Here is a 13,356-nt window from a genome sequence, read left to right as displayed (position 1 = left end):
CGATCCAAAGAAGGCTCCAGCCGTTCATCGCTTCATTACGGACATATGAGAAGATGCCTTCGACGATCAAGGCGACTGTTGAGACAAATCCAGCGAGGATCGCCGCCTCGATCAAAATGATTTTGTAGAGGTCCTTCGTCCGCCAGCCGAGTGCCAGTAAAACAGCGAATTCTTTCCGGCGGGCGAGCATCGAAACGTAGCTCGTCGCGAGGACATAGACGATCGCGACCGCAAGCATCGCGAAGATGACACCGGAGAACCCGACGCTCGTCTCGCGGAAGATTGTCATCGCAACACCGATATGAACCCATGGTTGTTCGATCCAACCGAGTGTCTTGCCTTGTTCGACGACTTTCGTGACGACGGGTTGCGGGGAAGAACCCTTAGTGATCGTAGCGACAAGACCAGGATCTCTCTCGATGGTTGCTTTGATTTGTTGTAAGAGCTGATCTGACTTTTCGCTGAGTGTTTCGCCACCTTTAATTTTTAGACGAATCGATGAGATCGATTTGTTGCCTCGATATTGCTGTGCACTGTCTAGAGTCGTCAACATATTCGGTGAGTTAGTCAGTAATCCGACTGGGTCGCCTGAAGTATTGATAGATTTAGCTGGATTGATTGGTTTTCTGTTTGCATCTAAGACCAGATCAGCTGAAGAAGGGCGATATGTCTCCATCGGCAACTCATTAAGTGGATCTTTTGACACACGAATTTTGTTAGGATCATAAAGTCCGATGACATTCATTGTAAAGCCGGGAGAATAATAAATATCATTCCCGCTACCCATAGTGTCTTTTACTTTTTTTTCTAATGAATGCGTGGAACGATATCCGGTTTTAGGTAAAGTGTTTATATCCTTTAAAAATGGATTCGTGACTTGAATTTTCTGACTCTCAACTTGATAGGCATTTGACCAACGCGCGGTATATGGACTTTTTTCAGAGCGATATGTAAGCGGTCCAGTTGTGATTTCGAGTTGTAAGTAATCAGAAATCGTTGCATCATCTAATCGTGATGATTGAGTATTTTTGGTTGGAGTATTCGTTAAAGTGCTAAAAAATTTTTTCTCAACATCTTTTGAAGAGATCGTAAATTTTTTGATTGTTTTACTTGGAATCTCATTCAACATCTCAAAGGCAGGTGTAAAATCCTTTGGAATCTTTGAATAAAATGTATTTTGTTGTTTTTGTGTACCGAATGGAACATCTAGTCGTTCGATTGAATACTGAAAAGTCCCTTGATTGAATGAATTTGGATTTAAAAGAATTGGTATCGTATTTGGATTTGCTTTTTCGGTTGCTTTATCATTTTTAGTAAAATAGCGACTATTTCCTTTTGAAGGAATGATGCTACGGTCAAGAGCCACTAACTTGGCTTCAGCTTCAGGATCAATTGCCACCAGCAAGCTGAATGTTCGAGGATAGATGATTCGCGACGTGGACTTAGTTGTAAAGACTCCTGGTATATCAGGAACACGTGCGATTTGATTGGCATTGACACTATAAACGGCTTCGTCGCTTAGGATTTTTTCCCCGAAACCGTTAGGTGATGTCAGCGTTTCTCTCAAACGGTAAAAGCCAGGTTTATCGGGAACGTCCCATTGCTCATCAACGCGTAAGCCAAGTTTGACATAACCCATCACGGCGACGGGTGCCGCAATTTCAATGTCGTTCATTTTTTTGATGGTTTCGTATTGTTTGAAGGAAATCCCACCATCGATTCCATTCAAATAGTTCGGTTCCAGTAAATCGTTCGACTCACTTGCAAGCTGACTGCCTTTCGGTCGGACGACGATATCATACGCAGACGACCATTTCTTTTGTAATGTCTGTTCGACCGTTCCTTGACTGGAGTCGGTAAGATTGAACATCAAACTGAGTCCGGCACTGATGATGAGCGCACCGACGAGCGTCAGAATGAATTTCCCGCGCTGCCGACGCCATTGATTGATGACGAAGCGTAACATATGTAGTCTCCTTTGCTTGTTATTGGGAGAGCTGCGTCTTTAAATAACGCGCAAGATCTTGTTCGAAATGGTGAATCGCTTGTGCATCGAGTGCTTCTACTTCTGCTTGCGCTGCGTAGCGGGTGACGAAGTAAGGGGAGAGTGGCGTCACCAGATGAATGCGCTCCGTCCAGTCTGTCAACGATTCATGGCTTCGCCGCTTGAGGGCACGTGGTAAGCGTTGATTAAAATCAAATAGCATCAGGCGTAATGATTCTTCAGGCGGAGTAAGCATCGATTGAAGGTTTGTTTGTTGGACATAACTTTCAGGAGATGGTTGGACCCAATGGTTTGCTTCACTTTCAGATTCTCGTGATTGTGATGAACGTCGCCGACGACGAAGAATCCGGTATCCTACGAAAGCAACGAGTAAAAGTACAGCGGTGAAGAATAGAAGTTTGTTGGAAGAAGACGTATTTTCTACGATATTCATTAACGAAAGCGGAGGGAGATTTTTTACTTTTCGATCACGTGGTGTTCCACCCGTATTTTTATTTTGTTCATCGGACTCACCTAAATCGATGCCGTCTTCTCGCTCATCGATTTTGTCATCGAAATTACAACTATTTTTTGTGAAGAATAAATTGGATAAGTCGTTATGATTACATCCCCGCACGATCGTCGTCTCCTGTTCCGAGAAGTCCGCATTCTGAAACGCTTCATACGCGGACTGCGTCGATACCGACAGCAACAGAAAAACGACAATCGAGCAGATGAAGCTCGTGATTAATTTGGCACGAAACGTGTGCAATGCGGAACATCTCCTCATTAACAGTATTTAGACACTTTGTACCGTGCGCGTTCGGCGATCTTTGACGATTCGTCCATCTTGCATGAAGAGAATCCGATCAGCGCGTTCGGCGAGTTCCAAGTCGTGTGTGACAAATAAAACGCCACACTTGGCTTCACGATGCAGCTCTAGTAACAACTCGAAGATCGCGTCACCGGTCACGGAATCGAGATTACCGGTCGGCTCGTCCGCAAGAATCCATTGTGGATGATGAAGCAGGGCACGGGCAATCGCGACCCGTTGTTGTTGACCACCGGATAATTGAGCCGGTAAAGCATTCCGTTTGTCAGCGAGTCCAACCCGTTCGAGTAACTCGAGAATCCGCTCCTCTTGATTGAAGGATGTCTTTTGCTTCAACAAGGCGACCTTTAAGTTCTCAGATACCGTCAGTGCCGGTAATAAGTGAAACTGCTGGAAGATGAATCCGATCTCTTGCGAACGAAATTGCGATAACCGTTTGTTCTTCCAAGACGTGATGTCCTGTCCGTCATAAAGAATCTGACCGGACGTTGGGCGATCGAGTGAACCAAGGAGACTCAGGAACGTTGATTTTCCAGACCCGGATGGACCGACGAGTGCCGTCACCTCACTTTGCGAAAACTGACCGTTTAGTTGATGCAAGACGTCGGTCCGGACACCGCTTCGTTCGAATGTATGAGAAATATCTTGAAAGGTAATATCCATACGACCACTCCTTTTACATAATTTGGTTATGTTCAGTGTATTATTTTTAGAAAATTTTGTCTATTGCGTTTTTATTTCTGACCAAACCACTTTTTTAACATTTGTTCATAGTTGGTTCATAACTTCTCCTTATGATCGGATTAACACCAATCAAGGGAGGCATTAACATGAAACGAACACGCAAGAAATGGTTATGGATCAGTGGAGGGGTCATCCTGGTACTCCTATTAATCGGTTCCACGCTCTTTTTAGGACGAGGAGAGGCACAAGGAACGAAGGAGATCGTCGAGTCGAAGACATTAAAAACATTCTTCTACTTCTCAGGCACGCTTGAAGCGAAAGATCGACAGACGGTCATCAGTGATCGTGATGTCCGTGTCACCGACGTTCGATTTGAAGAAGGAGATACCGTTAAGTCGGGTCAAACGATCGTCAGCGTCGAAGGAGGAGAAGATGTCAAGGCACCTCGCTCCGGACAACTCGTTCGCCTTGACGTCACGGAAGGCGAAGCGTATGCCCCGAATACTGTCCTCTTCGTTGTTGCAGACAACAAAGCGTTGATCGCTCGTCTGAAAATTGATGAACAAGATATCGAACGGATTGAAGTTGAAGATACGATTGAACTACAGACGGATGCATCTGATAAAACCATCAAAGGGAAGGTCGAATCGATTAGTCCGGAAGCTGTGACGGAAAATGGAAGTACGTATTTCAATGCAAAAGTATCTGTACCGAGCTCGTCAAACTGGTTACCCGGCATGACGGTCGAGGGACGTTTACCGTATCAACTCGCACAAGACGTACCTGTCTTATCGCTCGATGTCATTTCGTATTCGAAGTCGGATCGTCCGTATGTGTATGTGAAAAAAGACGGGGAAACGACTCGTCAATACATCGAGACGGGCGTGACGGACGGACAGGATATTGAAATCAAGGACGGATTGTCCGCCGGAGACGAAGTCTTCCTGCCGAGTGAGGACGGTGGTTCCGGTCTTCTTCCAACTCCACCAGGAGGTGCGTCCTGATGCCGGTCGTTGACTTGCAAGAAATTCAAAAAGCTTACGGCGAAGGAACCAATCGTCACATCGTCCTCGATCGAGTATCGCTGACGATCGAGGCTGGTGAATATGTGACGATCCTCGGACCTTCGGGTTCAGGAAAATCAACGCTGATGAACATCATCGGTTGCCTCGATGTCGCTTCAAGCGGCGTCTATCGCTTGCAGGAGCAGCTCGTCCACGATCTATCCGAAGATCAGCTAGCGACGATTCGCAATGAAGCGATTGGCTTCATTTTTCAACAGTTTCAGTTGCTACCGCGCATGAGCGTCCTACAAAACGTCGAATTACCGCTCATCTATGCCGGCGTCTCGCGCAAAGAGCGCCGTGCGCGCTCGCTTGAAATCTTAGAACGTGTCGGATTAACAGATAAAGCCGATGCCTTACCAAGTCAACTGTCCGGTGGTCAACAACAACGGGTGGCGATTGCCCGGGCACTCGTGACGCGACCGACGATCTTACTCGCCGATGAGCCGACCGGAGCGCTCGATCAAAAGACAGGGAAACAAATCATGGAGTTGTTCGAGAGCCTCTCGGAGGAAGGGAAGACGATCATCATGATCACACACGATGTCAATATTGCTAAGCAAGCCCGCCGGATCATCCGGATCGAAGATGGTCAGGTGACGGAGGTGACGACATGATTCGCGAAACGTTACGGATGGCATGGTCGAATATCTGGCATCATAAGATGCGATCGTTCTTGACGACGCTTGGTGTCATCATCGGTGTCGCATCAATCATCGCCTTGATTTCGATCGTCAACGGCGCGACGGCCTCAATCAATGAAGAGGTCGCGTCGTTCGGTGCCAATAAATTAACGGTCCAAACGACAGAGACGCCGTTGAAAGAAGGATTATCACCTGCACAACTGGAAGAGTTAAACACGATTAAAGGAACACGTGGAGTCTCACCGACCGTCTCGACGGTCCGGGACGTCCGTGTCGAAAATCACTCACTCGACCAGGTGACGATCGAAGGGCGAAACCACATCTATTACCGGGAATCTGAAGACGTTCCGCAAGGACGTGGCATCGTCATCAGTGATGTGAAACAACAGACGTATGTCGCCGTCGTCAGTCCATCCGTCGCCCGAACGCTCTATCCGGGTCAGGTCGCGATCGGTAAGACGATCAAGCTCGATGGACTCGATTACCGGATCGTCGGTGTCAGTGACGCGGATGGCGATCAAATCGTCATTCCCTATACGACGGCCCTACGGACGCTTGGGGTGACAGCCGTTAAGCAAGTCGATATCTTCAAGACGGACGCAGCTGACGTCGCGACCGTCAAACGGGATGTTACGGCAAAGCTGTACCAGTTCTATAACGGACGCGACGATACGTATGACGTCGTCAGCTTGGATGAAGCCCTCGATTCGATTGACCAAATCAATACGATGCTCTCGCTCTTGTTGACGGGTATTGCGTCGATTTCCTTGATCGTCGGTGGGATCGGCATCATGAACATGATGCTCGTCTCGGTCACGGAACGAACAACGGAGATTGGCTTACGAAAAGCACTCGGTGCGAAACCACGTACGATCCGCCTTCAGTTCCTCTTGGAATCGATTCTACTGTCCTTGATGGGTGGAGTGATTGGGATTCTTGTCGGAGCGATGCTCGCATTTGGCGTCAGTCTGATGATCAGTACACCGTTCACACTCTCCGTGAGCACGATTCTGCTTGCCGCTGGATTCTCGATCGGTGTCGGTGTCTTATTCGGTTATATGCCAGCACGGAAAGCGTCCCGTCTGAACCCGATCGAAGCCTTACGAAATGTTTAAGTGAAGGAGGAGGACGATGGTAACGATTTTGATTGCCGAAGATGACCGGAATGTCCGTCTATTATTAGGCGAGACACTCCGATCCGCCGGCTTTACGGTGATTGAATCGAGAGACGGGAAAGACGCACTCGACCAACTCGATCAACAACACGTCGACCTCGTCGTGACGGATGTGATGATGCCGCACGTTTCAGGAATCGAACTAGTTGAGCTGCTGCGTGAATCAGGATACGAACAACCTGTCTTGATGTTGACGGTGTTGGATTCCTTTCAGGATAAGGAAGCCGGGTTCACGACCGGTGCTGATGATTATATGGTCAAGCCGGTTGATTTGGACGAACTGTTATTGCGGATCCGAGCGCTGTTACGCCGGTCAAAGATCGTAGCAGCGCAAGAATTAATCGTCGGCGCCCTGCAACTACGGATGACGGACGCAACGGTCGTAACGCCTCATGGTGAGATACCGTTACCACAAAAGGAGTTTCAACTGCTCTATCGCTTGCTGGCACATCCGAAGCAGATTTTTACACGTCAGCAATTGATGGACGAAATTTGGGGATATGATGTCGAGAGCGACAGTCGGACGGTCGATGTCCACATCAAGCGGTTGCGTGACAAGTTCAGCGCCTATGATGATTTTACGATCGAGACGGTCTGGGGACTCGGTTATAAGGGAGTGATCCAGTGAAACGCTTCGTCCGCTCAATCTCTGGTCGCTTTTTCGTCATCCTCTTCGGTTTATTGTTACTACCACTGCTGTTACCGTTCATCATGACGGTCTGGTTCCAGTTCCAAGAAGTCTATCAAGACCTAAATAATCAATTGCAACAACGAACGGATCAGATTGAACGATTGATGCAAGACCAAAGCCTGTCGTTCGCTGAGGCGAGTCAGTATATGGATCAGTCTTTGATTCAAACGACACAATACACGTCGCTCAATCAAGTACAGTCATTGTCATCGTCAGAACGTGACCAGTTACAGCAAAAGGGTGAAATCACGATCGATGGGGCGTGGCTCGAACCGTCGCAATATATTCGCCAAACGGAGACAGGATATCTCGTCTCGACACCGATTGCCGGACAACGCATCCTTGACGGATTACGAACGTCAGCTGGAATCGGTATCGTCATCACGATCGGCGTCGCTTTCATCCTGACTTGGCTCGCCGTCACGCTCGTGACACGACGGATTCGTAGCATCAGTGAAGCGGCGATTGAAGTGACGAACGGGAACTATGATGTCTCGATCAAGGAAGGTGGAAATGATGAGGTCGCACTCCTCGTTGAAAACTTCAACCACATGACCGAAGCACTGCGACGAAACGACCATCTCGCAAAGGATCTCGTCGCCTCGATTTCGCATGAGCTGAAGACACCGATTGTTTCGATTCAAGGATTTTCTAGGTTGCTACAGACAGAAGAAAATCCGGATAAACGGCAGCAGTACTTGACAATCATGGAGCAAGAGAGCACCCGTCTAACACGCTTGACGTCGAATCTCGTCCGCTTATCGCGGCTTGATCATCAGACGATCATCGAGCGGAAACGGTATCGCCTTGATGAACAACTTCGGACATGTCTTTTATTACTGGAACGACAGTGGACGGAGAAATCACTTCGACTGGAGCTTGATTTACCAGAAGTGTCCGTCGAGTGGGAAGAGGAACTGATGCAGCACGTCTGGCTCAATCTGCTTGAGAACGCGATTCGGTTTTCGCCGGAATCGGGAGTGTTAGAAGTGACCTTAAGTGAAGGAGAGAACATTCGCGTCACGATCCGCGATGAAGGACCAGGAATCGCAGAACAGGACTTACCGTACGTGTTCGATCGTTTTTATCAGGGCGAACAGTCACGAGCGAATGAAGGACATGGTCTTGGATTATCGATCGTTAAACGAATCATTGATTTACATGACGGTGAGTTGACGATTAGGAATCAGTCGGAGCAAGGCGCAATCGTGACCGTTACGTTAACGGCGAACGAGACGCGTGAATGATGACAGACGAAAAGGAGCGCGGACTTACACGATGTTATCGTGAAGTGTAGCGCTCCTTTAGTATCTGTTAGCTTAAGTCATTTGCATTGATGAACCACTTATGCCCATGTTCTGCGATGAAACGGTATTCCGCGCGATAATGTGTATCATGACCGTCTGCCTTCATCTTGATGAAGGCAGAATCGCCGTCCGCAGCTCTTTGATCAATCAACAGATACAGGGCTTCGACGCGCAACAATAATAGTGATCGCAATTCGGAACGCGATCCCTCATAACCATACGCATCAAGGAATCGACTCACCCGCTCGGCGAAGCGCGCGTCATCTTGCTCTGCTGCATAATCGATAACGGATCCGTCAGGTGCTTGCCGTCTGCTGCTGAGCGGAACGAACGTATAGAGCGCATAGACGATATCCCACGCACGCGGACCGGGTGCCGCGAGGTCAAAGTCAATCACGCCACTCAGTTTTTGATCCTCAAAAATTGTATTGTAGACGGCAAAATCATTGTGGCAGATGACTTCGTGTGGAGTCGGGGTATGAAGCAACGGTTCCCAGTCCGGTGAGACTTCAAAGTCGACTGTTGCGTCATGATACTGGCGCATCAGACGCGCGACATCGTCTAGCACGTCGTCTTGCCACATGTATGCCTTTAGCGGATAATCTGCCGTTTCGCCAGGGAGGTAGGTTAATATTTCTCGTCCTTGTTCGTCGATGCCGACGAAACGCGGAACGCCAGATATACGTTTAGTTTCTAAGTGGCGCAATAACCGTTGGACGTTTTTGCTGTTCTCTTTTTGTGAGCGATAGACATAGTTGCCTTTTTTATAGACAGCGGAGACATTTCCGCCAGTCAATCGTTGTTCTTCAGACATCATCCGTTCCTACTTTCTTAGTTTCATTTGTGATTGCTTACCTATCGGCTCGTCATTATGAATCCGTTTAAAAGAAACGGATTGTCTTTGTCACGAGACGGGAATCGACTATCAAAAAGCCGAAAGAAGGTCGATTCTCATGCTGGCGTTTTTCATCGTATTTAAGAATATGTACCACGTGCTACGAATCCTCTTTAAGCAACAGGAACAGCAAGCCGTCATGGGGTCTGTCGTCTTTTTACTTGCGATCGGGATGTTCTTTTATCATGGCGTCGAGTCACTCGGGTACCTCGATGCGCTTTATTTATCGGTCATGACGTTGACGACGGTCGGGTACGGTGATCTACACCCCGTGACACCACTCGGTAAGATTTTCTCGATGGGATATGTCTTACTTGGGATCGGCATGATCAGCGCCTTGATTGCGAACTTCAACCGCGCGTTACGTCAACATCATGGTGTCGACACACCACCAAAGAAAGAATCAAACGATTGATTCGTGATGTGTTCGAGGAATGCTTCGACGTCTTCCGTCGAACGAAGATGAACGATTTTGTCGGCCTCACGGGGAGCAGGCGGCTCAATCCGTTGCCGTCGATAGATGTCGTGGTACGACGCATTGCCACGAATCTCCCGTCCATCACGTGTCGAATGGGTTAGTCGGTCTGTAATGGTCGTTTCAGGTAAATCGAACCAGACGAGGATCGAGCGGAACGTCGAACGGGGAAATTGATCTAACAGTTGCTGACGTCCGGTGCGCAAGGCGTTGGCATTACATAAGATGATCGTCTCAAGGGAAGAAGCGACTGCTTGCTTAATCAACCATCCCGTCAAGTCATGTTTAACGTGATTCGGTCCTTCTGTCGGGATAAGTTCCGGATACTGTTCGAGCAAAAAACGCGCCTGGAGATCCTGATCGATGACAAGGCTTGCTGTTAACCGCTGAGCAAGCTGTCGGGCGAACGTCGTTTTCCCGGCATGAGTCGGACCGATCGTCAACAGGACCGTCCTCATGACGTCAGTTGTTCTTCCGGTAAGCGATCGGCAAGAATCTGCGCGAGCCAGTCTTCCTTCGTCCCGAAGCAGGGAGTCGTTTGCCCAATATGATAAAACGTACTCGCTAACGGTCCAGTGAAGTAGGTCGCGTCTGGCATACATAAGTAAATGGGGCGATTCGTCGCGAGCGCAATTCCAAGTTCGACATGGCTACTTTTTCCTGCCGGCAACACGAGTACAAAGACATCTGCTTGCTGCACGGCTTCGAACTCCGCAAGACCGATTTGACGAAGTGCTTTAGGATCCTCTGCCCGATCATTCATCGTCCAGTCATATGTTAAGTCGTGACCATGCAAGCGGAGTTCATCGCGGAGCCAGCGGACGGTCAACGTGTGGTCAAAGCGAGAAGCGATATAGAGTTTCATTCTCCGTACATCCTCCTTTTTTATCTCTCTGCTTCCCATCCTATCGAATTCATTCATGCAATAAAAGGGAATTATAAGAAAAATTTGAAAAAAATGAAACTTTTTAAACGTGTCGCGTATCTAATAAAGGAGTGATTGCAAAAAGGAGGATGCCGATGTGTTTCGAAAGTCAGGTGTAGCATTATCGGACGCTGCTTTTGAAGCAGCTTTGTTCGCAGAAGAGGACTATGTATACCGCATCTCCTTCATTTATCTAAAAGAGGAGGCGGCAGCGCTCGAGAACGTGCAAGAGGTCGCGTACCGTGCATGGCGCGCGCGAAAGAGTCTACGGGATGCTGCGTATTTTAAGACATGGTTGACGCGCATCACGATGAATTGCGCTTTCAAGCAACATCGAGCGTCGTTTCAACCGCACGCGATCGAACCCAGTCAAACGACGTCGTTTGAAGAGCGTCTTGTTGATCGCTTGTACTTGGACGATTTACTGGATGTCCTTGAGCCGACCGAGCGTTCGATCGTCTACTTCCGGTATGAAGAAGATTTGTCATTGCAAGAGATTGCGCAAGCATTCAACGTGCCACTTAGTACGGTCAAAAGTACGTTGTACCGCGCGCTCGAGAAAGTACGACGACAGAAGGGGATGAGTCTATGAATCACGATCCAAAAATCTTGATCGACGTACCGTCATCCGTCAGGCAACGGACAATCCAAGGTATTCGCAAAGCGAAACGGCGCCGGCGCTCGGTACAAGTTGTTTGCCTTGCAGCGGGTCTGACAATCATCGGTTTCAACTCCTTACATGAGACCGTTCCCGAACAATCATCGCAATCGATGAGGGTCGGCATGTATTATGATGAACAGTTTTACAAAGTAGCAAAAGAGATGACGAATTTAGACTGGCAACAGCTGAAAGGGAAACGACTTGGTGTCACGGATGATGTCTTGACCGATACGCAACTAGAACAGGACACATCTGATTTTGCGTCGAACCTCGATGCGTTTACCGTCTATCAAGTCAAGGACGATCCGGTATCTGAGCACGTGCTGGTCGTCGGTGAGGAAGAGGGTCGAGAACGGGTGATGATTCTGTCGCCCACACGATAAGGGGGGAGAGAAATATGACCATCCGGTCTTGGACAACAGACGATCTACCACAATTGGTCGGATTGATGACGCAACTTGGTTATCCGGCAAGCGAGGACGTCTTACGCGAACGATTTTCGCGGGTCACCCGTCATCCGGATTATGAATTGCTTGTGCTAGAAGACGACGATATGCTTCTCGGCTGCGTCGGTCTGTTTCAGGCGCAAGCGTTCGAGCATGATACGACCTATGTCCGAATCGTCGCGTTTGTCGTCAACGCGAAACATCGTCGGCAGGGAATTGGACGCCGTTTGATCCGAGCAGCGGAAGACTGGGCGCATGCAAGAGGAGCAACTGCCGTTTTACTGAACAGTGGTAATCGACCAGAACGCGAAGCAGCCCATCACTTTTATCAAGCGATGGGCTACAGCATAACGAGCACGAGTTATTCGAAATCATGGGCTTCATCGTGATTTACGGAAACCATGGAAAGCACGAAATTCTTGTTGTTCATAAAAGGAAGCAGATTGACGAGTTGCTAGGAGATCGATCCGCGTCAGATAGGTAAGTTGCAAGTGATCGAGTAACTGTTGTCCGTACCCACGCTTGCGTGCGGTTCGGCTGACGAGGAGCTCACAGACGAACGTCGTCACTGAACCGTCCGTTAAAGCGCGGACATAGGCAAGGATTTCTCCGTCAGACTCAAGGACGAAAGCGGCATTTGCATTCATCCACGCGTTGCGGGTCCGCTCTTGATCAGCGACGAGATCCTGCCATCCTTCTAATGCGTTCAATCGATGAATCTGCTCAAAATCGTCAGGTTGAAAACGGCGAATCTGTTCCGTCATGGCTGGTTCTCCTTTCGTATCAGGTCTTGGAGTGGGGAAGGTAACTGGCACCAGTCCGAAAATTGCGTGTCAGTCAATGGAACATCGCCTATGCGCTTCCAAATCGCCTGCATGCCGAGGGTGCGTGCCGGTAAGATGTCGTGGTCGTAATTGTCGCCAACATAAAGGACTTCGTCCGGGCGAACACCTAAACGATCCGTTAAGCGAAGGAAAAATGTCGGATCCGGTTTACGAACGCCTTCTTGTTCCGAGATCCCGATCTGCGTAAAGGAGGGAGACAGTCCGATTGCGTCACAGACGGCACGTTGGAACGTCGTCCGACCGTTCGACAGTAAGCCGATGGGTAGCTCAGGCGGTAATTGCGCAAAAAAGGTGTCGACTCCCGGAAAGCTCCGTGCGAAGATCGGATAACGCGTCACGTAGTCCTGTAGCAGTACTTCAACAGAAAGCGACAATTCGAAGTGACGAATCATTTTCGTATAGACGACGTCCTTCCAGACGCGTCCTTCTTGATCAAGCGCTAAGAACGTCGTGATGTAGTCGTCGATCGGAACATGCGCAACTTCACGAAAACGTTGATGCTGATCCCGAAGGAAATAGGGAAGAGAACCGGACCGGTCATGTAACGTCTCGTCTAAATCAAACAATAAAGCACGAATCAAGGTAAACACCATCTTTCAAAGTATAGAGGAGTGATTATAATGGAACGAATTATGCAACATCAGGGAAAACAAGTGACGTATTATGACGACGGTTCGACAGGTCGACCGTTGTTACTCCTACCCTCGCTCGGTGGGACGTATCAGGAC

17 protein-coding genes are annotated in these 13,356 nt (G+C 48.6%); 9 read left to right on the top strand and 8 right to left on the bottom strand.

Annotation, left to right across the window (positions count from 1 at the left end; all coding sequences use genetic code 11):
- The 3 genes from F8N00_RS09865 to F8N00_RS09855 all read right to left on the bottom strand — a co-directional run.
- Positions 1–1,966 (bottom strand): FtsX-like permease family protein (locus F8N00_RS09865; RefSeq protein ID WP_421018140.1); only part of this gene is annotated, 1,966 nt, incomplete at its 3' end.
- Between the two features lie 19 nt (positions 1,967–1,985).
- A complete protein-coding gene (locus tag F8N00_RS09860; protein ID WP_421018139.1) occupies positions 1,986–2,756 on the bottom strand; it encodes a hypothetical protein in 771 nt (256 codons plus the stop codon).
- A 27-nt stretch (positions 2,757–2,783) separates the two neighbouring features.
- A complete protein-coding gene (locus F8N00_RS09855; protein WP_421018138.1) occupies positions 2,784–3,479 on the bottom strand; it encodes an ABC transporter ATP-binding protein in 696 nt (231 codons plus the stop codon).
- A 167-nt stretch (positions 3,480–3,646) separates the two neighbouring features.
- Between F8N00_RS09855 and F8N00_RS09850 the strand changes: the two genes are divergently transcribed.
- Genes F8N00_RS09850 through F8N00_RS09830 form a run of 5 tightly spaced genes read left to right on the top strand, consistent with a single transcriptional unit; the run spans position 3,647 to position 8,321 of the window.
- Entirely contained in the window at positions 3,647–4,504 is an 858-nt protein-coding gene (locus tag F8N00_RS09850) for an efflux RND transporter periplasmic adaptor subunit (RefSeq protein WP_421018137.1), read from the top strand.
- Positions 4,504–5,181, top strand: coding sequence for an ABC transporter ATP-binding protein (locus tag F8N00_RS09845; RefSeq protein WP_421018136.1), 678 nt, complete (start codon positions 4,504–4,506; stop codon positions 5,179–5,181). The genes F8N00_RS09850 and F8N00_RS09845 overlap by 1 nt, the downstream gene beginning before the upstream one ends.
- A complete protein-coding gene (locus F8N00_RS09840) occupies positions 5,178–6,323 on the top strand; it encodes an ABC transporter permease (RefSeq protein ID WP_421018135.1) in 1,146 nt (381 codons plus the stop codon). Before F8N00_RS09845 ends, F8N00_RS09840 begins: the two co-directional genes overlap by 4 nt.
- Positions 6,324–6,339: 16 nt before the next feature.
- Positions 6,340–7,011, top strand: a complete 672-nt coding sequence (locus F8N00_RS09835; RefSeq protein WP_023468396.1) for a response regulator transcription factor — start codon at positions 6,340–6,342, stop codon at positions 7,009–7,011.
- Positions 7,008–8,321: an ATP-binding protein gene (locus F8N00_RS09830; RefSeq protein WP_421018134.1), complete on the top strand. Its 1,314-nt coding sequence runs from the start codon at positions 7,008–7,010 to the stop codon at positions 8,319–8,321. The genes F8N00_RS09835 and F8N00_RS09830 overlap by 4 nt, the downstream gene beginning before the upstream one ends.
- A gap of 67 nt (positions 8,322–8,388) precedes the next feature.
- Here the strand turns inward: F8N00_RS09830 and F8N00_RS09825 are convergent, their stop codons facing one another.
- Positions 8,389–9,195: a phosphotransferase gene (locus F8N00_RS09825; protein ID WP_421018133.1), complete on the bottom strand. Its 807-nt coding sequence runs from the start codon at positions 9,193–9,195 to the stop codon at positions 8,389–8,391.
- Positions 9,196–9,334: 139 nt separating this feature from the next.
- On the opposite strand from F8N00_RS09825, the gene F8N00_RS09820 reads away from it, so the two are divergent.
- Positions 9,335–9,691 carry a potassium channel family protein gene (locus tag F8N00_RS09820; protein WP_421018132.1) on the top strand — a complete coding sequence of 119 codons (357 nt, stop codon included), beginning with the start codon at positions 9,335–9,337 and terminating at the stop codon, positions 9,689–9,691.
- Here F8N00_RS09820 and F8N00_RS09815 read toward each other — a convergent pair.
- Positions 9,649–10,194 (bottom strand): AAA family ATPase, encoded by a 546-nt coding sequence (locus F8N00_RS09815; protein ID WP_421018131.1) that lies wholly within the window; start codon positions 10,192–10,194, stop codon positions 9,649–9,651. The genes F8N00_RS09820 and F8N00_RS09815 overlap by 43 nt on opposite strands.
- Before the next feature lie 11 nt (positions 10,195–10,205).
- The gene (locus tag F8N00_RS09810) at positions 10,206–10,616 is read right to left on the bottom strand and encodes a group-specific protein (protein WP_421018130.1); all 411 of its coding nucleotides are present in this window, start codon (positions 10,614–10,616) and stop codon (positions 10,206–10,208) included.
- 157 nt (positions 10,617–10,773) lie between these two features.
- Between F8N00_RS09810 and F8N00_RS09805 the strand changes: the two genes are divergently transcribed.
- The 3 genes from F8N00_RS09805 to F8N00_RS09795 are packed head-to-tail and all read left to right on the top strand — an operon-like array spanning position 10,774 to position 12,172.
- Positions 10,774–11,268 (top strand): RNA polymerase sigma factor, encoded by a 495-nt coding sequence (locus F8N00_RS09805; protein WP_421018129.1) that lies wholly within the window; start codon positions 10,774–10,776, stop codon positions 11,266–11,268.
- Positions 11,265–11,720, top strand: a complete 456-nt coding sequence (locus F8N00_RS09800; protein ID WP_421018128.1) for a hypothetical protein — start codon at positions 11,265–11,267, stop codon at positions 11,718–11,720. The genes F8N00_RS09805 and F8N00_RS09800 overlap by 4 nt, the downstream gene beginning before the upstream one ends.
- A gap of 14 nt (positions 11,721–11,734) precedes the next feature.
- On the top strand, positions 11,735–12,172 hold the full coding sequence (locus tag F8N00_RS09795; protein WP_421018127.1) for a GNAT family N-acetyltransferase: 438 nt from the start codon (positions 11,735–11,737) through the stop codon (positions 12,170–12,172).
- On the opposite strand, the gene F8N00_RS09790 is transcribed toward F8N00_RS09795, so the two are convergent.
- Positions 12,164–12,547, bottom strand: a complete 384-nt coding sequence (locus tag F8N00_RS09790) for a GNAT family N-acetyltransferase (protein WP_421018126.1) — start codon at positions 12,545–12,547, stop codon at positions 12,164–12,166. The two genes, F8N00_RS09795 and F8N00_RS09790, sit on opposite strands and share 9 nt — an antisense overlap.
- Entirely contained in the window at positions 12,544–13,209 is a 666-nt protein-coding gene (locus F8N00_RS09785; protein WP_421018125.1) for an HAD family hydrolase, read from the bottom strand. The genes F8N00_RS09790 and F8N00_RS09785 overlap by 4 nt, the downstream gene beginning before the upstream one ends.
- Between the last annotated feature and the right edge of the window lie 147 nt (positions 13,210–13,356).

The organism is Exiguobacterium sp. A1_3_1, from assembly GCF_048985645.1.
Classification (GTDB): domain Bacteria; phylum Bacillota; class Bacilli; order Exiguobacteriales; family Exiguobacteriaceae; genus Exiguobacterium_A; species Exiguobacterium_A indicum.
This window is presented reverse-complemented; position numbering and strand designations above follow the sequence as displayed.